This is a genomic window from Tritonibacter scottomollicae (genome assembly GCF_003003215.1).
Taxonomy (GTDB): domain Bacteria; phylum Pseudomonadota; class Alphaproteobacteria; order Rhodobacterales; family Rhodobacteraceae; genus Epibacterium; species Epibacterium scottomollicae.
The window spans coordinates 131039-148807 of sequence record NZ_PVUF01000003.1; the positions used below are offsets into that span (position 1 = coordinate 131039).

Consider the following 17769-nt stretch of genomic DNA (forward strand, 5'->3'; position numbering starts at 1 on the left):
GAAAGACGCGCAGTTGCTGCCAATTGATCCCCGTCAGAGCGGCCACAATAGCGGGATCACCGCCGAGGCCAGCAGCCCCATGGACAGGTTCAACGGGATGCCAACGCGCAGGAAGTCCGAGAACTTGTAGCCGCCGGGCCCATAGACCAGCATGTTGGTTTGATAGCCGATCGGTGTCGCGAAGGCAGCTGACGCCGCGATCATCACCGCGATCACCAGCGGGCGGGGATCGAGTCCCATAGACTGCGCCAACCCCACCGCGATCGGCGTGACAACAACGGCGACCGCGTTATTGGAGACCAGCTCGGTCAGCACGGACGTCAGAAGATAGACCGCCCAGACAAGGAAGAATGGCGGCAGGTCTGCAAGCGAGGGCCCGATCGCAGTCACGATCAGCTGCACCGCGCCAGAGCTTTCCAGTGCCGCACCGATGGCCAGCATGGAGAAGATCAAGGCCAACAAGCGCCCGTCGATAAACGAGAAGGCCTCGTCCGCATCGATGCAACGGGTGACCAGCACCAACGCCACAGCAAGGATCGACAGCATGAAGATCGGCGCAAGCCCGAAGGCCGCGCCAATCACAATGCCGACCATCGCGGCCACAGCGACCGGCGCATGACTGCGGCGATAGGCACGTTGCGTGGGCTGCGACACGTCAGCCATGTCGGTTTCCGCCGCGAGCCGCTGAATGTCGCCAGGGGCCCCCTCCAGCAGCAGCGTGTCGCCGACGCGCACGACAAGATCATCCAGCTGCACGCCGATGTTCTGATTGCGCCGGTGCACCGCCAGCACATAGACGCCGTAGCGCCGCCGCAAACGCATCGCGCCAAGGCTGCGGCCAACCAGACGACAGCCGGGCGTGATCAAGACTTCGACGGTCTTGGTCTCCACTGCGGAGACCTGATCGACGCGCTTCAGCTCCTTGTTGCTTTGCAGGCTGAGCAGTTCGGTCATCTTGGTGCGCAGGACCACCCGGTCCCCCACCTGCAACTGCACGCCTTCGAGGTTGCGGCGCAGCGAGTCATCGCCACGGATCACGTCGATCAAACGTACACCGGGGCGTTTGAACAGCTGAACGCCGGTCACTTCGCGCCCGATCAGGTTGCTGTCCGGGGGGATCACCGCCTCGGTGAAGAATTTCATCTTGGAGCGATCCGACAGCATCATCGCCAGATTGTCGCGCTCCGGCAGCAGATGTGGGGCGATGAAGCGCAGGTAGAGCATGCCCCAGATCACAACCACGATCCCCAGCGGGGTCACTTCGAAGATCGAGAACGGCTCCAGCCCCTGCGCGCGCGCGACACCATCCACCAGCAGGTTGGTCGAGGTCCCGATCAGCGTCAGCGTCCCGCCAAGCACAGCAGCATAGGACAATGGGATCAGCATCTTGGAGGCCGACACATTGAGCGTGCGCGAGATCTGGATGAACACCGGAATCATCACGACAACAACCGGTGTGTTGGACACAAAGGCAGAGGCGATCACCACGAACCCCATCAGCAGGGCGACGGCAAGTCTCGGGCTGACCTCGGCCTTCTTGCGCGCCACGGCCGTAAAGGCATTCAACGCACCCGTGCGCACCATCGCCCCCATGATCACGAACATCGCGGCGATGGTCCAGGGCGCCGGGTTGGCAAGGACCGGCAGTGCTTCGCTATACGGCAGCACGCCGGTGACAAGCATGACAGACACGCCACAGATGGCGACCACCTCGGTCGGATAGGACTCGCGCAAGAACGCCACGAACATCGCAAGAACGATCAACAGCGCAAGAATGGCGCTCGATGTGTCACCCGATTGAAAGAGAAACATGTAGATCCACTATGCCAGGGTTATCCCGCCGCACTCCGCACGGGCGTGTCGGCTGGCGGTCAGTTTCACCGATCCCGCGTCGCACAGCAAGCGATTGTCGCAGCAAAAATGCAGTAAACGCAGTATGATCGACGCAGACGTCGCGGATGCGACACGCGCTGCTGGTCGCCGAGCGCCGGCAAAGGTTTCGCGACCTGCTGCCCCAGACCGACTGGCGGGGATGCTCCCGCCCAAGACACGCTGCTCTGGCCTGCGCCAGAGAAACGGTCTCGGTTGGGCCGGGCACCGCACGCAAGCGTGCGGTGCCCGGCCCAACGGGAGGAGGGTTTTTGTCAAAAAACATGACGACGGGCGGGAGCCCCCCCCGGCCCGCAGGGTGCCCCCGACCCCGCCAATACTCATTTCGCGCCCCGCTTAGGGCGCTGCGTGACCCGGACTGAAAACAGGCGCGACAGTGACTAGGCAATATTCAGCAACGCGAACGAAATGCGCAGGGCACACCCTTTCCAATGGCGAACTCTTGCGTTGAAAAGATCGGGCAGTCATCGTCTCAGGAGAGGCGAAACAGATCCCTCTGCCTCAGGGCGCCGCCTGTTGCAGCAAACCGCCCTGGCGCACCATTTCGATGCGTTTGGCAGCCCCGGTGCGATCATCGGTTTCCACATAGACGCCGGACAAGGTCGCCTCGCCCGAGGCCGGTGTAAACCGCCCCTTGGGCATGCCGGTCAGGAAGCGACGCATCGGTTCCGCCTTGTCCATGCCGATCACCGAATTGTAGTCGCCACACATGCCCGCGTCACTCAGATAGGCGGTGCCGCCCTCGAGGATCTGCGCATCGCCGGTCGGCACATGGGTGTGGGTCCCCACCACCAGCGAGGCCTTGCCATTGCAAAAATGCCCCATGGCCATCTTCTCCGAGGTGGCCTCGCAATGCATGTCGACGATGATCGCCTGTGCCAAGCCCCCGCGCGGGTGCGATTTCAGTACGCCTTCCACAGCGCCAAAGGGATCGTCAAAAGCGCGTTTCATGAACACCTGCCCCAGCGCCTGCAGCACCAGAACCTTCTGGCCGCCGCGCGCCGTGAACAGCCGGTGCCCACGCCCCGGTGCCCCCTTGGCAAAGTTCAAGGGCCGCACGATCCGACTGTCCTGTTCGATATACTGCAGCATGTCCTTCTGATCGAAGGCATGGTCGCCCAGCGTCACGCAATCGGCCCCCGCATCAAACAGCAGCTTGGCGTGTTCGCCCGACAGCCCCATGCCGTTGGAGGCGTTCTCGCCATTCACCACGACAAAATCGAGCCGCCAGTCGTCGCGCAGACGCGGCAGGTTTTCGGAAATCGCCGCACGTCCCGCGCGGCCCATGACATCGCCAAGAAACAGAATTCGCATAGTCCCCGAATAGGCGCTGTCGCGATGCGCCACAAGAGCCAAAGCTGCCGCTGTGATGTTGCACCACGGCTCTCAACCGGTGGAACAGTCCTGCCCCTCGAGGCGCGCGCCCTTGCATGGAAACTGTTGCGATGGGGCAAACAATCCTGCATGCCATAGGAGATTGCCGCGAGCTTTATCCGGTTCACCCTGCAAAAATTACAGTTTTTAGATAAATTGGTTGCGAGATGGAGCCGAGGCGACGAGCCTTAGCAAGAGCAGATCCGCCTGCCGCCCCTTTGCATCCGCCGTTTGCGAGAGTTTTATCATGTCCACACCGATTCTGAGCCTCGACCCCGACACGCTTTTGATGTCCACCAAGGATGCCCGATCTGCGGCCACTGCGCTGGCGCCGGAGTATCAGTCGCGCGGCCCCTTCAACTACGGTGGCTACGACGGTTTTCTCGACCCGGAGATCCTGGAGCGCGTGCGCGAGGAGCTCAAGCAGCTGCCGGAGGCGGAGAACAGCTATGACCGCCCGCAGGAACGGCTGAAGACCTCCTATGTACCGGAGCGCCTGCCGATGTACACCCGACAGCTGTTCTACGCGCTGAATTCGCGTCCCGTGCTGGCGTTTGTGGAAGAGCTGACCGGCATCAAGGGGCTGATCCCCGATCCCTATTTCGCCGGTGGCGGCGTGCATGTGGTGGCCAATGGCGGCCATCTGGACATCCATGCGGATTTCAACCACCACGCCGGGCTGAACCTCGAACGACGGGTCAATATGCTGATCTATCTCAACAAGGACTGGCGCGCGGAGTATGGCGGCTCCTTCGAGGTCTGGGATGAGAATATGTCCAACAAGCTCGGCAGTTACGTGCCTGAGTTCAACCGGATGTGCATGTTCTCCACCTCCTCCGACAGCTGGCACGGCAACCCGGAGCCGGTGAACCACCCCGATGGCGAACCGCGCATGTCGATCGCGCTGTATTACTATACCGCGACCTGGGACAGCACCCGCAAGAGCCACACCACCCTGTTCAAGCCCCGCCCCGGCAGCAAGGACCAGCGCGACCGGCAGGTGGCACGGCGCGAGCTGCTGCAAGATCTGCTGCCGCCAGTGATCCACCGCAAACTGGCGTGGCGGCTGGAAAAGCTGGGGTTCTGATCTCTCAGGACTGCCGACACGGACCGCTGACGGCGCCGAACCTAAATGCACTGGTTGGCGGCCCGTTCGGGTCCGTGCGGGCCGTTCCTAGCGTTTGAAATCCAGGATCCGGCTTTCGGTCACGATCATGTCGAGCGGCTGATCGGTGGGCTCCAACGGCAGCTGCTCGGCCTCCTGCGCGTCAAAGGCAAAACCGATGGCCAGCGTGGCACGACGGCTGCGCAGCCGTTCCAGCGTGCGGTCGTAAAAGCCGCCGCCATAGCCCAGACGGTTGCCCGCAGCATCAAAGGCCACCAGCGGCACGATCAGGATTTCCGGGTCGAAATAATCGTCCACCTCCGGCACCTTGGCACCAAAGGGTCCGTCCCGCAGCGCGCCGTCGGGGTGCCAGAGGCTGAACTCCAAGGCCAAACCCGCGCCTTGAATGACCGGCACGCCTACGGGGCCATGGGCGGCGGCTTCGGCCATCACCGCGAGCGGGTCGATCTCGGTGCGGATCGCCATGTAACCGGCCAGCGGCACGCCGCGATAGCCGGCCAGCACCTCGGCCAGATGGCCTGCCGCGCCTGGATGCTGCGCCTCAAACGCGCCCTTGCGGCGCACGAAGGCCGCCTTGCGCGCCGCCGCCTTGATCGCTGCCAATGCGCTGGCGTCCTGATCCGTCTCGCTCATGTCCTGCTCCTGCCGACCTGTTACAGCAATATCGCTCCGGCAAGACCGAGGAAGGCAAAGAAGCCAACCACATCCGTCACCGTGGTCACAAAGGCGCCGGAGGCCAGCGCCGGATCGACGCCGATACGATCCAGAATAACCGGGATCACCGTGCCTGCGAGCCCCGCCACGACAAGGTTGATCACCATTGCGGCACCGATGACGACGCCCAACATGGGCGTGCCGAACCAGATCACGCCGATGATGCCCATGACGATGGCAAAGATGACGCCGTTGATCAGCCCCACCAGCACCTCGCGCCGGATCACCCGCCAGACGTTGGCGCCGGTCAGGTCGCGGGTGGCAAGTGAGCGCACCGCCACCGTCAGCGACTGGGTGCCTGCGTTGCCGCCCATGGAGGCGACGATCGGCATCAGCACCGCCAGCGCCACAAACTGCGCGATGGTGGCCTCGAACTGGGCGATCACCAGCGAGGCGAAGATCGCCGTCACCAGGTTCACCGCCAGCCAGGGAAAGCGCTGCTTGGTGGTTTCCGACACCTTGTCCGACAGGCTGCCGTCGCCGACACCGGCAAGGCGCAGGATGTCTTCTTCGTGTTCCTCGTCCAGCACCACCATGGCGTCGTCGATGGTGATGGCGCCGACCAGTCGCCCGTCGCCATCCACCACCGGGGCGGAGATCAGGTGATACTGATTGAAGGCATAGGCGACGTCTTCCTCGTCCTGATCTGCGGGGATGACCTGAAAGGTCTCCTCCATGATCTCCAGCAACGGCAGGGTCCGGCGCGAGCTCATCAACCGACCCAGCGTCACCTGCCCTACGGGGTGCATGCGCGGGTCGACGATCACCACGTGGTAGAACTGTTCCGGCAGCTCCTCGGCCTCGCGCATGTGGTCGATGACCTGACCGACGCTCCAGTGTTCGGGGGCGGTGACCACCTCGCGCTGCATCAGACGGCCGGCGGAGTTCTCCGGGTAGGCCAGCGATTGTTCCACCGCGACCCGGTCGCTGTCTTCCAGCGCGTCAAGGATGGCTTCCTGCTGCGGCTCCTCGAGGTCCTCGAGCAGGTCGACCACATCATCGCTGTCGAGGTCGCGCACCGCATCCGCCAGCACCTGTGGTGTCAGCGCGGCGATGACCTCTTCGCGGATCGACTCGTCCAGTTCCGACAGGATGTCGCCGTCGAATTCCTTGTCGTATAGGCGGATCAACCGCCCCCGATCAAAGGCATTGATCTGTTCCAGAAGGTCGGCGATGTCGGCCGGGTGAAGCGGCTCCATCAGCTCGACGAGCGTTTCGCGCTCATCCCGATCGAGCGCAAAGAGGATCTGCGCGACCCGTTTGCGGTCCAGCTCGTAGGCGTCCTCGCCCGTGGCTTCGACGTCGGGGGTGTCCTCGCCTGTGGTCATCCGCAGCCCTCCGGTTTTCTGAACCATCTGCCTAAAGGAAGGTGCCGGGAGAACGCAACGGTCCGTCAGCGATTTACCCTCGGCTGTGGGAGGCCTATCCTGTGTCTGCATGATTTTACAACAGGTGTGATGCGTCGATGGAACAAGATCTCATTCTTCTGGGCCGGGTGCTGTCCTTTGTGGCCTCTCCCTTTTCCGAGGCCGGACCGGAGGCCGCGGTGCAGGAGCATGAGGCCATTGCCCTGCGCGGCGGTCGAATCGTGGCGCTTGGCACCAGGGCGGCGCTGGTGAAGGCGCTGCCGGGGGCGCAGTTGCTGGACCATGGGGACAAGGTGATCCTGCCCGGGTTTGTCGATGCGCATGTGCATTATCCGCAGACCGCGATTATCGCCAGCTGGGGCAAGCGGCTGATCGACTGGCTGAACACCTATACCTTTCCCGAGGAGATGCGGTTTGGCGATGCGGGCTATGCGGCAGAGATCGCGGCGCGCTATCTGGACCTGACCACCGCCTGTGGCACCACCACGTTCGCCAGTTACTGCACCATCCACCCCGAAAGCGTCGAGGCGCTTTTTGCCGCCGCTCAGACACGCGGCCAGCGCGTGGTGGCGGGCAAGACCTGCATGGATCGCAACGCGCCCGAGGGCCTGCGCGACACGCCCCAAACGGCCCATGACGAGAGTGCCGCGCTGATCGCGCGCTGGCACGGGGTCGACCGGCTGACTTATGCGATCACGCCACGATTCTCGCCCACCTCGACGCCGGAACAGCTGGAGGCGCTTGGCGCGCTCTGGGCGGCGCACCCGAGCTGCCTGATGCAGACCCATCTGAGCGAGCAGCTGGACGAGATCGAATGGGTGCGCGGGCTGTTCCCGCAGGCGCGCGATTATCTCGACACCTACGAGGGCTTTGGCCTGTTGGGCGAAGGGGCGGTGTTTGGCCATGCCATCCACCTGCAGCCGCGCGAGCGCGACCGGCTGCGCGAAAGCGGTGCAAGCCTGGTGCATTGCCCGACCTCCAACACCTTCATCGGCTCAGGCCTGTTTGATCTGCACGGCCTGATGGCGGAGGGACAGCGGATCGGGCTGGCCACCGATACCGGCGGCGGGTCGAGTTTCTCGATGCTGCGCACCATGGCTGCCGCCTATGAGGTGGCGCAGCTGCGCGGCACGCCCCTGCATGCGGCGCAATTGCTGTGGCTGGCCACCCAAGGCTCGGCCCACGCGCTGCGGCTGCAGGACAAGGTCGGCAACCTCGCGGTCGACATGGAGGCGGATCTCGTGGTGCTCGACCTGGCCTCGACCCCGGCCATCGCGCAGCGGGTGGCGCGGGCAGATGACCTCTGGGAGGCGCTGTTTGCCACCGTGATGATGGGCGATGACCGCGCCATATCAGAGGTGCGGATTGCCGGTCGCAAGGTGGTGTGAGTGCGGCGTGGATGTCCGGTGGCTCAGGCCCCAAGGGGCCCGAGCCTGCAGGGGGCGCTGCCCCCTCGGCCCTGACGGGCCTCACCCCCGGGATATCTGCGCTCAAAAGACATAGGCATCCGGGGTTTGCCCCTTTGAGAGCGCCCCCAAGCGACGCAGAAAGAGCAAGATGATGAAACTCCTGGCGATTTCCGGCAGCGCCCGGCAAGCCTCCAGCAATACCGCGCTGTTGCGGGCGGTGGCAGAGGTTGCGCCGCCCCCTTTCGAGACCTCCGTCTTTGCAGGGCTCCCGGGCTTGCCGGTGTTCTCTCCGGATCTGGAGGCCGCGCCGCTGCCCGCCCCGGTGCAGGCGTTTGCCGATCTGATCGCCGAGGCGGACGGGCTGATCCTCGCCAGTCCGGAATATGTGCACGCCCTGCCCGGCGGGCTGAAGAACGCCATCGATTGGCTGGTGTCGCGCGAGGAGATCATCGCCAAACCCATCGCCCTGATGCATGGCTCGCATCGGGGCGATGAGATGCTGGCGCAATTGCGCCGAGTGCTGTCAACGGTGAGCAGCGGTTTCATGGCAGAGCCGTTTCTGCGTCTGGACCTGCTGAAGCGCAGCCCGGAAGAGATCGCAACGCAGATGCGGGCAGATGAGATGCGCGCGGCGGTCGCGGAGTATCTGGAGTTGTTTCGCAGCCGCTGCACATCCGCCTGAGACGGCTAGCCGCCGTTGGCCTATCCGTTGGCCAGCGCGCGGGTCATCTCGCCATGGCGGCGGATCACCCCCGGCAGGTCCAGCGTGGTGACGGCGCCGCCCCGGACCACCTGACGCCCCTCGACGAACAGGTCGCGCACCTGGCGTGGCCCGGCCAGCACCAGCGCCGCTGGATCCCAGCTGCCGCTGGAGGCCAGACCGGAGACATCCCAGATCGCCAGATCGGCGCGTTTGCCAACCGCGATGCGGCCACAATCCACCCGCCCCAGCACGTCGGCGCCACCGCGGGTGGCCATCTCCAGCGCCTCATAGGCGGACATCGCATCGGCGCCATTGGCGACCCGCTGCAGGAGCATGGCCTGACGGGTCTCTTCCCACATGTTTGCGATGTCGTTGCTGGCGGAACCGTCGACCCCGAGGCCGACCTTGACGCCGGCATCACGCATCTGACGCACCGGCGCGATGCCGCTGCCGAGGCGACAGTTCGAGCAGGGGCAATGGGCCACGCCGGTACGGGTTCTGGCAAAGAGATCAATCTCCTGCCCGTCGAGTTTCACGCAATGGGCGTGCCAGACGTCCTCGCCGGTCCAGCCCAGATCCTCGGCGTATTGACCCGGGCGGCAGCCGAACTGCGCCTTGCTATAGGCGACATCCTCGTCATTCTCCGCCAGATGGGTGTGCAGCATCACCCCCTTGTCGCGGGCCAGAACCGCGGTGTCGCGCATCAGCTCGCGGCTGACCGAGAACGGCGAACAGGGCGCGAGGCCAACCCGGCACATGGAGCCTTCGCCCGCATCGTGAAAGGCATCCACCACCCGGGTCATGTCGTCGAGAATATCCGCTTCGCGCTCCACCAGGCTGTCGGGCGGCAGGCCGCCATCGCTTTCCCCGATGCTCATGGCGCCGCGGGTCGGGTGAAAGCGCAGCCCCACCTCGGCGGCGGCATGGATGGTATCGTCCAACCGTCCACCGTTGGGAAAGAGGTAGAGGTGATCCGAGGTCAGGCTGCAGCCCGAGAGTGCCAGCTCTGCCAGCCCCAGCTGGGTGGAGACCTGCAGATGCGCCGGCCCCATGCGCGCCCAGATCGGGTAGAGCGTCTGGAGCCAACCGAACAGCAGCGCATCCTGCCCACCCGGCACCGCGCGGGTCAGGTTCTGGTAGAGGTGGTGATGGGTGTTGACGAGCCCCGGGGTGACCACCGTGCCGCGGGCCTCCACCACAGGTTCCTCGCCTTGAAGCCCGGTGCCGATTTCGGCAATCACCCCGTCGCGAACCCGGATATCGACGGATTTCAGCACCCGCCGTGCGTCATCCATGGTGAGCAGGGTTTCAACGTTCTTGATCAAAAAAGCAGACATGATTTCACGCTCCATCTATCGCCCGTTTCGGTGTGTGGAGGTGATGATGCGCCGACAGAACAGGGGCAAAGGACTCGGCGCGCCCCTATTGGTACAACCGCTGCCGCGATGGGGCAAGTTCGGCAACCCGCATAAGCGTTTTGCCGAAATCCTGAAAATCAACCCTGACATGGCCGCATCATGGGCACTGGACCGGAACAGGATCGCGGCGCGCTTTGTCTGATGCTGTTCGAGTCAGCCCGCCTTGAGCAAAGCCAGAGCGGCGGCGTGAATCTGCGGGTTGGCCGCCGCAAGCGCGCGACCGCCGTTGTGCACGGGGTCGCCTTCCCAATTGGTGACGATCCCCCCTGCCGCCTCGATCACCGCGATGGGGGCCTGAATGTCATAGGCGTTGAGCCCGGCCTCGATCACCAGATCCACCGTGCCGGCCGCCAGCAGCGCATAGGCATAGCAATCCATGCCATAGCGGGTCAGCTTGACCTCACGTGCCACCCGCTCAAACCCGTCGCGGTCGGCCTCGGTGCCAACCTCGGGAAAGGTGGTGAACAAGATCGCATCCGCAAGACTGTCTGTGCGGCGCGTGACCAGCGGTCGCGTGCCATGCGGGCCAACGACTTGGGCGTGGTCACGACTGCCTTCGAAACGCTCACCAATGTAGGGCTGATCGACAATGCCCAGCATCGGGCCATCCCCATCCGACAGGGCGATCAACACCCCCCATGTCGGCGTGCCGCTGATGAAACCGCGGGTGCCGTCGATCGGGTCCAGCACCCAGGTACGCCCGCTTGTTCCCGATTTCGGGGCAAATTCCTCGCCGAGGATGCCATCCTCCGGGCGCAGGTCGGCCAAGACAGAGCGCATCGCCTCCTCTGCGGCGCGGTCTGCAATGGTGACAGGGTCGAAGCCGTCATGCAGCTTGTTGTCAGCGGTCGTATTAGCATTGCGGAAATGCGGCAGAATGACAGCGCGCGCCGCATCGGCAAGCTGTCGCGCAACGTCGAGGTCAGACATCGTCATGGCAAGGGTCCCGGTCAAATCAAAAGATAGCGGTGTCCTGCGGGTGCCATGGCGCGCGGATGCTTTCAAGAGAAAAGCCCGAAGCAAACCCATTGCAGAAAAAACGAATGCAATTCCGCCAATCCGCCCAACGGAAGGCACAGAGCGATGCTGCAAAGCGATGAAAACACATCGCTGTGATGAAACGATGGATACATCCCAACGAAAAGGAGGCCGCAATTGCGGCCTCCTCGGGTATGCGGATGTGTAAAGCGGATATGTTCGGAACAGACACGTCCAACATATCTAGTTTTTGTCAGGCGACGTCGCTCAGAACACGCGCCAGTTCAAAAAGACGGCGGCGCTGGTTTTCCGGAATGGCATAGTAGGACCGCACCAGATCAAGCGCTTCCTTGTCGCCCATGAGGTCCGCAGGCACACGCGCCTTTTCAGCGACGGCCTTGTCCTCATCCTGCAGCCCTTCGAAAAAGAAACTGACGTTCACGCCGAGCGCATCAGAAATGTCCCAGAGCCGCGACGCGCTGACGCGGTTCGCGCCGGTTTCGTACTTCTGGATCTGTTGAAATTTAATTCCAACTTTTTCAGCCAATTGCTGCTGCGTCATTCCAATCAGCCAGCGGCGATGTCGAATGCGTTTGCCAACGTGAGTGTCGACGGGATGTGCCATTTAAAGTATCTCCCAGTTACGGTAGCCCAGAATGCTGGCGGTGCAGCCTTCACAAGGCCCACAATTCTATTTCCGGACCCGCAGGCCGATGGCGCACAAACCGTCATCGGTATCTTTTGGTTAGAGTCAGAGGTTCAGTTATGTGGAAAGTGTACGCTCTTCGTGGTTGAATTCAAGTAAAGCAACACGCGCACAACGGGCCGGGCCAAGCAAATATATGATTTTATGCATCAAAATTTAGAATGGTTAATACCGCAAATACGGTTTCCAGCCACCCGCCATAAATAGCGAGGCTGTAAATCGTTGTATATGCGCTTGCATCAATGCCGAATCGCTAGCGCAAGAATCAGGGAGTAAAACATCTATGCTATCCTTTCGTATAGGAAAACAGGGGTCCTGCGGAAATCTGATGGAAATTGACACCCCCGCTCCTGGCCCCGGTCAGATCGGTTTGAAAATCCATGCATGCGCGCTCAACTTCGCCGATCTTCTGATGGTTGAGGGGCGCTATCAGGATACACCGCCCCTGCCCTTCACGCCGGGCCTGGAATGCGCAGGGCGGGTTACTGCAGTGGGCGATGACATTTCGGAATTCCAAATCGGAGATCGGGTCGCAGTTTTTGGGGGCCAGGGTGGGCTGGCCGAGTTCGGCGTCTTCGATGCGGCGCGGGCGGTCCCCTTGCCCGCGTCGGTGGGCTACGACGCGGCGGCGGCATCCTTGATCGCCTATGGCACCAGCCTGCTGGCGCTGGAACAACAGGCCCGGCTGCAGAAGGGCGAGACGCTGCTGGTGACTGGCGCCGCTGGAGGCGTCGGGTTGACGGCAGTCGAGATCGGGAAACATCTGGGGGCGACAGTCATCGCGCAGGCGCGCGGCGCGGAGAAGCTCGCAGTGGCAAAAGCTGCAGGCGCAGATCACCTTATCGACGCATCCGAGGATCTGCGCCTGCGCGTGAAGGCGCTGGGTGGCGCCGATGTGGTCTATGATGCCGTCGGAGGCGAGACCTGGAAGGCGGCGTTCCGGGCCACCAATCCAGGCGGGCGGCTGCTGCCGATCGGCTTTGCCGGTGGCGAGGTGCCGCAGATCCCGGCCAATCACCTGCTCGTCAAGAACCTCACCGTGATCGGCTTCTACCTCGGCGGGTTGGTGAGCCTGCGCCCGGAGCTGGGGCGCGAAACCTTTGACAAGCTGATGCGCTGGCTGGCCGAGGGGCGGATCACCCCGCACATCAGCCACCGCCTGCCCCTGAGCGAGACCGCACAGGGACTGGAGTTGATCCGCAGCCGCAAAGCCACGGGCAAGGTGATCATGCAACCCCGACCTGAGACGTCGGGCTGACCACCTCGGTGCCGACCATGCGTAGGCCGGGTTGGGACAGCCCGGCAAACCCCTGCCGGATCAACCCGGCCAGGTGCTCAACGTATTGGGCACGCGCCCGCTCTGCCCCATAGAGGTTGATGTGCTGCCCCGGCAGCGATGGCAGGGCGCCGCCGTGGTCGATCGCTTGCTGATGCGCGGGCTGGGTGCCTTCCAGCAGCACGCCCACCGCCAGATCCGCGCTGATGGTGGCCTCCACCGTGCGATCCGACTCGCTGTCGACGGCCATTTCCCAACGGATGCCCGCATCGTCGAGCGCCGCAGTGGCCAGCCCGCGGAAGATGCAGTTGCGGCAAAACCCAATGCGCAACGGGCGCTGACGCCAGGTCTGCCCATTGAGGGCCCCGATCCAGCGCAGCGGCATCTGGTGGATGGTCTCACCACCGGCCCCGGCCACGCTTTCGGTCGTGACGATCAGGTCGAACCGCCCGAGGTCAAAATCCGTCCTCAGGCCCCGGGTGTGAGAGGTGCAAAGGTTCACCTTCACCCGCGGAAACTGTGCGTTAAAGCGTTGCAAGACCATCGGGATCACCGGATGCACCACGTCATGCGGCACCCCCAGTGTCACCTCGCCCTCGAACGCCTGGTCCGTCAGGCGGGAAATGATCTCGTCATTGAGGCTGAGCATCTTGCGCGCGAACCCCAAGAGCTGCTCTCCGGCCGCGGTCAGGCCGATACTGCGCCCGCTGCGATCCAGCAACTCCTCGCCCAGCATCTCTTCCAGCCGCTTGAGCTGCATGGACACCGCCGATTGCGTCAGATGCAAAAAGGAGGCGGCGCGCGTCACGCCGCCCGTGTCGGCGACGGCCACAAACGAGCGCAGCGTGGTTATGTCCAGATTTCGCATCATCACACCTCTTGATGGGTTACTTCAAAATCATTCGTTTTGAGAATACACCTATTCGCCTCTATATATCAACAGAAGTGATGCAAGAAAGCTCACTCATCACAAACGATACTATGGAGCCCATCATGACCTGCAGCATATCCCAAAGCACGCCACTCCCCCGCAGCCGCCCCTCACTGCTTGCGCGCCTTCACGCTGTCGTTGCGCTTCGTCGGCAGCGCCGCGCCCTGGCGTCACTGTCCGACACCCAGCTGAAGGACATCGGCCTCAGCCGGGCAGAAGTTGACGCCGAAGCCCGTCGAAAGCCTTGGGATGCGCCTCACCACTGGCAGGGTTGAGGTCGCCACAGTGATCTCTCTGATATTGCCGAAAAACCATCGGAACCGGCCCGCCATCATCTGCTGCGCCGGTTCCGCTAAAAAACATGTCTTTGTCGCGTCGCTTTTCGTTGGTTTGCAGTCCGGAACCCCTTGAACATGAGGGCCCAAAGGCCAATATTTGGCACAACAGGCAGGTCCGCGTCGCGGATGTGCTCTGAGGGAGAATTCTAGACGGAGACCATGACATATGGCACAGTTTGACAGCATTCGGTCTGCTGCCGGCGCACGTACCGCCGAGATCGACGCAGGGCTTCGCGCCCACATGAACAAAGTCTACAGCACGATGTCCGTGGGCACGCTCATCACGTTCCTCGCCGCTTGGGCGATCGCGGGCCTTGCGGTCACGTCTGATCCGGCCAACGCGGTCGCTCAGCTGAGCGGTGACAACTACCTGACCAACTTTGGCTACGCGATCTACGCTTCGCCGCTCAAGTGGGTGATCATGTTCGCGCCGCTGGCGTTTATTTTCTTCGGCTTCGGTGCCGCAGCGAAACGCCTGCCCGCGTCCGGCGTGCAGCTGGTGTTCTACGCATTTGCCGCGCTGATGGGCCTGTCGATCTCCTCGATCTTCGTGGTCTTCACCGGCGAGAGCATCGCTCAGGTCTTCCTGATCACCTCCGTCGCCTTCGCGGGTCTGTCTCTGGTGGGCTACACCACCAAGAAAGACCTCTCCGGCATGGGCTCCTTCCTGATCATGGGTGTGATCGGCCTGATCGTTGCATCCGTCGTGAACATTTTCCTGGCCTCCTCGGCCATGGCGTTTGCGATCTCCGTGCTTGGCGTTCTGATCTTTGCCGGTCTGACCGCTTATGACACTCAGCGCATCAAGAACGACTATCTGCAGATGGTACATGCCGGTGACCAGGAGTGGCTGGCCAAGTCCGCGATCATGGGCGCTCTGAGCCTTTATCTGGACTTCATCAACATGTTCATGTTCTTGCTCCAGCTGTTTGGGAACCGCGAATAACGCACTCTCCCATACCATATGACAGCCGGGGCGGATCTTTCAGATCCGCCCCTTTTTTGTTCGCCTATCCCTTTTGTTCGCCAAACCCATTTTGCGACAGCCATTTGAACCGACATCAGAAATGAGGATTCTCACATGAGGATTTCACCACTTGATCCACATGAGGCCCCGCGCCTTGTCCCGCTCCTGCAAGACTTGCACGCGCTGCATGTCGCGCATCAGCCCGCCCGCTATCCCGCGGACCCCGCACCCGATGCGCTGACGCTCTGGCTGCAGGAGTGGCTGTCGCAGCCGCAGACCGTCGCTCTGGTGGCGCTCAGCCCGCAGAACGCGGTGATGGGCTATCTGATCTACGAGGTTGAGGATCGCACCGCGCTGCCCGTCCGCGCCGCAGAACGACGCGCCATGGTGCACCACATCGCCGTCGCAAAACCGTTCCGTCGCATCGGTGTCGGCAAGGCCCTGATGGCGGAGATGAAACGCCGCGCGCTCGCCGATGGGGCAACGGTGATCGGCGTGACCTATGCGCCGTTCAACACCGCGTCAGCCGGGTTGATTCAGAGCATGGGGCTGAAACCGGTCACAACCGTTGCGGAATGGCGCCTGGAGGGCTGATAGCGATGCGTGACATGCGCGGGCCGTCCCGCCACGTCCCCTGGCTTGCCGGTGTGGAGAAGAGGCCAGAGAGCTAGGGTATGCCCTCAGAGCAGCTCTACGACGATCTGTGAGGGCGGCCCCATCACCTCGGCGGTGTCGTCCCTCTCTTTCACCACGGCCACCGCAGGAAGCAAAAGAATGAGCGCCGATAGTCCCAATACTTTTTTCATATCAAACACCCCGATCAACACACACGCCACTGAGAAGTCTTCTTCTGCAGGGAGAATGTGGTTGGAATGTGTGAGCGCGGCGGCGTCAAATGGCAGCTCGTCGCGCATTTTAGAAAACTACGACAGAGCTGAGCACGCGCGGCGTGGCCCTTTTTACAGGTTCCACAGAAAAAAGGGCCACGCGATATGCGTGACCCTTTTCAAATCAAAAGATCTTTTCTGATCCCGAAAGCCTTACTTGATTTTGCCTTCTTTGTACTCGACGTGCTTGCGCGCGACCGGGTCGTACTTACGTACGGACATTTTTTCGGTCATGGTGCGTGCGTTCTTCTTGGTCACGTAGAAGTGGCCCGTGCCCGCGGTCGAGTTCAGGCGGATTTTGATGGTGGTCGGCTTCGCCATTGTGCTTCTCCTGCGTCCGAAAAGGCAGGGGGCCTCTCGGGTCTAATTCCTATATGAGCGTGCGGTTTTACCCTTGTCGTGGCGAGTGTCAATAGGATTCGCCGGGATAAATGTGCTGCCCGTTGAAATGGCGGTCCTTGCGGGCCGACCACTATGATTTGCGCAGAGAGCCTGTAAGCCGGATCTTGTTCCCCCTGCCCCGAAGGACAAGGTTCGATGACCATTCTTCTGCGACGCCCGTTGCCGGACGCCTGTAGCTGCCAACCCGGCCTCTCTCGGGTGAAACATCCCTAGCGGCGGTATCGGGTTGCCCCGACCGGCCCGCGCGGAGGCCCTATTTGGCATTGCTCCCGGTGGGGCTTGCCGTGCCACCCCTGTTGCCAGCGGCGCGGTGGGCTCTTACCCCACCGTTTCATCCTTACCCCGCAACGTCCCCTTCGGCGAACCTCCGGTTTGGCGAGGCGGTTTCATTTCTGTGGCGCTTTCCGTCAGGTTGCCCTGCCCGGGCGTTACCCGGCACCGTCGTTTCAGGGAGTCCGGACTTTCCTCGCGGGGGCTTGCACCCCAACGCGGCCATCCGGCTCTCTGCGCGCGGTCTGCCTACGCCTGCGTGGGCGGTGCGTCAAGGTGGCACGGAGGTGAGGGGCGTTGCCCCTCTGCGCGGATGCGCATTCACCCCAAGGTATTTGTGAAAAGATGAAATCAATCCAGGAGTGGAGGCAGATCGTCGGGGCACAGTGGCCCCTCCCCCCAGGGCCGATAGCGCAGACGAACGGCTTCAAGAAGCGTGGCATCGTCAACCTCGGCGGTGAACCCGCAGGCCCGCGCGGCCTTGCGAAAACTCTGCGGCGTGGCGGCTGTGGCGGCATTTGACCGGCGGGCGGGCCGCGCAAATCCGAGGGTCGCAAGCCGCTGCCAGTCGAAGCGCGGCCCCGGATCACATTTGCGACCAGGCGCCATGTCGGAGTGACCAATCACCCCCTCTGGCGCGATACTCCACCGCGTCATGATGCGCGGCAGCAGCGCCTCTAGGCGCCGCATCTGCGGGTCTGGGAACGGGTGATCGCCGCGATTGTCCAGCTCGATCCCGATCGAGCGCGAATTGATGTCGGTGTGCCCCATCCACTCGCCAGCCCCCGCATGCCAAGCGCGCATATCTTCACGCACCATCTGCCAAAGGGTCCCATCACTGCCTATCAGATAATGCGCCGAGACCTCATGCGCGGGATCACACAGTCGGCTCAATGCCGCCTCTGCGCTGGCCATCGCGGTGTAGTGCAACACGATCAGCTGCGGACGCAGACCGTTGCGCCGCGGCCCGAAGTTGGGGCTCGGGTGCCAGAGGGGCGCACAGCCGGTCAAGC

At 62.9% G+C, this 17769-nt stretch carries 18 protein-coding genes and 1 other RNA gene; 7 read left to right on the forward strand and 12 right to left on the reverse strand.

The window, feature by feature from the left end:
- Positions 1-33: 33 nt before the first annotated feature.
- Positions 34-1812, reverse strand: coding sequence for an SLC13 family permease (locus CLV89_RS06600; RefSeq protein ID WP_106162856.1), 1779 nt, complete (start codon positions 1810-1812; stop codon positions 34-36).
- Between the two features lie 579 nt (positions 1813-2391).
- Complete coding sequence (locus CLV89_RS06605; protein ID WP_106163103.1) at positions 2392-3204, reverse strand: TIGR00282 family metallophosphoesterase; 813 nt, start codon at positions 3202-3204, stop codon at positions 2392-2394.
- Between the two features lie 307 nt (positions 3205-3511).
- Between CLV89_RS06605 and CLV89_RS06610 the strand changes: the two genes are divergently transcribed.
- Positions 3512-4351 carry a 2OG-Fe(II) oxygenase gene (locus CLV89_RS06610; protein ID WP_106162857.1) on the forward strand — a complete coding sequence of 280 codons (840 nt, stop codon included), beginning with the start codon at positions 3512-3514 and terminating at the stop codon, positions 4349-4351.
- An 87-nt stretch (positions 4352-4438) separates the two neighbouring features.
- Here CLV89_RS06610 and CLV89_RS06615 read toward each other — a convergent pair whose 3' ends face one another.
- Positions 4439-5023 carry a 5-formyltetrahydrofolate cyclo-ligase gene (locus tag CLV89_RS06615; protein WP_106162858.1) on the reverse strand — a complete coding sequence of 195 codons (585 nt, stop codon included), beginning with the start codon at positions 5021-5023 and terminating at the stop codon, positions 4439-4441.
- A 20-nt stretch (positions 5024-5043) separates the two neighbouring features.
- The gene (gene mgtE / locus CLV89_RS06620; RefSeq protein ID WP_106162859.1) at positions 5044-6432 is read right to left on the reverse strand and encodes a magnesium transporter; all 1389 of its coding nucleotides are present in this window, start codon (positions 6430-6432) and stop codon (positions 5044-5046) included.
- A gap of 137 nt (positions 6433-6569) precedes the next feature.
- Here mgtE and guaD point away from each other — a divergent pair, with 137 nt between their 5' ends.
- Positions 6570-7859: a guanine deaminase gene (gene guaD, locus CLV89_RS06625; RefSeq protein WP_106162860.1), complete on the forward strand. Its 1290-nt coding sequence runs from the start codon at positions 6570-6572 to the stop codon at positions 7857-7859.
- Positions 7860-8028: 169 nt separating this feature from the next.
- Entirely contained in the window at positions 8029-8562 is a 534-nt protein-coding gene (locus CLV89_RS06630) for an NADPH-dependent FMN reductase (RefSeq protein ID WP_243394948.1), read from the forward strand.
- Between the two features lie 20 nt (positions 8563-8582).
- On the opposite strand, the gene CLV89_RS06635 is transcribed toward CLV89_RS06630, so the two are convergent.
- The 3 genes from CLV89_RS06635 to CLV89_RS06650 form a co-directional block, all read right to left on the reverse strand.
- Positions 8583-9920: an 8-oxoguanine deaminase gene (locus CLV89_RS06635; protein WP_106162861.1), complete on the reverse strand. Its 1338-nt coding sequence runs from the start codon at positions 9918-9920 to the stop codon at positions 8583-8585.
- Between the two features lie 234 nt (positions 9921-10154).
- Entirely contained in the window at positions 10155-10937 is a 783-nt protein-coding gene (gene hisN, locus CLV89_RS06645) for a histidinol-phosphatase (protein ID WP_106162863.1), read from the reverse strand.
- Positions 10938-11232: 295 nt separating this feature from the next.
- The gene (locus CLV89_RS06650) at positions 11233-11604 is read right to left on the reverse strand and encodes a helix-turn-helix domain-containing protein (protein WP_106162864.1); all 372 of its coding nucleotides are present in this window, start codon (positions 11602-11604) and stop codon (positions 11233-11235) included.
- Positions 11605-11968: 364 nt separating this feature from the next.
- On the opposite strand from CLV89_RS06650, the gene CLV89_RS06655 reads away from it, so the two are divergent.
- Positions 11969-12943, forward strand: coding sequence for an NADPH:quinone oxidoreductase family protein (locus CLV89_RS06655; RefSeq protein WP_106162865.1), 975 nt, complete (start codon positions 11969-11971; stop codon positions 12941-12943).
- Here the strand turns inward: CLV89_RS06655 and CLV89_RS06660 are convergent.
- Positions 12912-13832 (reverse strand): LysR family transcriptional regulator, encoded by a 921-nt coding sequence (locus CLV89_RS06660; protein ID WP_243394949.1) that lies wholly within the window; start codon positions 13830-13832, stop codon positions 12912-12914. The genes CLV89_RS06655 and CLV89_RS06660 overlap by 32 nt on opposite strands.
- A 122-nt stretch (positions 13833-13954) precedes the next feature.
- On the opposite strand from CLV89_RS06660, the gene CLV89_RS06665 reads away from it, so the two are divergent.
- The 3 genes from CLV89_RS06665 (at position 13955) to CLV89_RS06675 (ending at position 15791) form a co-directional block, all read left to right on the forward strand.
- Positions 13955-14167 carry a DUF1127 domain-containing protein gene (locus tag CLV89_RS06665; protein WP_243394950.1) on the forward strand — a complete coding sequence of 71 codons (213 nt, stop codon included), beginning with the start codon at positions 13955-13957 and terminating at the stop codon, positions 14165-14167.
- A 229-nt stretch (positions 14168-14396) separates the two neighbouring features.
- Positions 14397-15176: a Bax inhibitor-1/YccA family protein gene (locus CLV89_RS06670; protein WP_106162866.1), complete on the forward strand. Its 780-nt coding sequence runs from the start codon at positions 14397-14399 to the stop codon at positions 15174-15176.
- Positions 15177-15311: 135 nt separating this feature from the next.
- The gene (locus CLV89_RS06675; RefSeq protein WP_106162867.1) at positions 15312-15791 is read left to right on the forward strand and encodes a GNAT family N-acetyltransferase; all 480 of its coding nucleotides are present in this window, start codon (positions 15312-15314) and stop codon (positions 15789-15791) included.
- Positions 15792-15877: 86 nt separating this feature from the next.
- Here the strand turns inward: CLV89_RS06675 and CLV89_RS06680 are convergent, their stop codons facing one another.
- The 4 genes from CLV89_RS06680 to CLV89_RS06695 all read right to left on the reverse strand — a co-directional run bounded on the left by CLV89_RS06680 (position 15878) and on the right by CLV89_RS06695 (position 17767).
- On the reverse strand, positions 15878-16111 hold the full coding sequence (locus CLV89_RS06680) for a hypothetical protein (protein ID WP_106162868.1): 234 nt from the start codon (positions 16109-16111) through the stop codon (positions 15878-15880).
- A 126-nt stretch (positions 16112-16237) separates the two neighbouring features.
- Positions 16238-16405 (reverse strand): 50S ribosomal protein L33, encoded by a 168-nt coding sequence (rpmG, locus tag CLV89_RS06685; protein WP_050927593.1) that lies wholly within the window; start codon positions 16403-16405, stop codon positions 16238-16240.
- Positions 16406-16563: 158 nt separating this feature from the next.
- An RNA gene (gene rnpB / locus CLV89_RS06690) (RNase P RNA component class A) lies at positions 16564-16994 on the reverse strand.
- Positions 16995-17107: 113 nt separating this feature from the next.
- A complete protein-coding gene (locus CLV89_RS06695) occupies positions 17108-17767 on the reverse strand; it encodes an N-acetylmuramoyl-L-alanine amidase (RefSeq protein WP_106162869.1) in 660 nt (219 codons plus the stop codon).
- Positions 17768-17769: the final 2 nt, after the last annotated feature.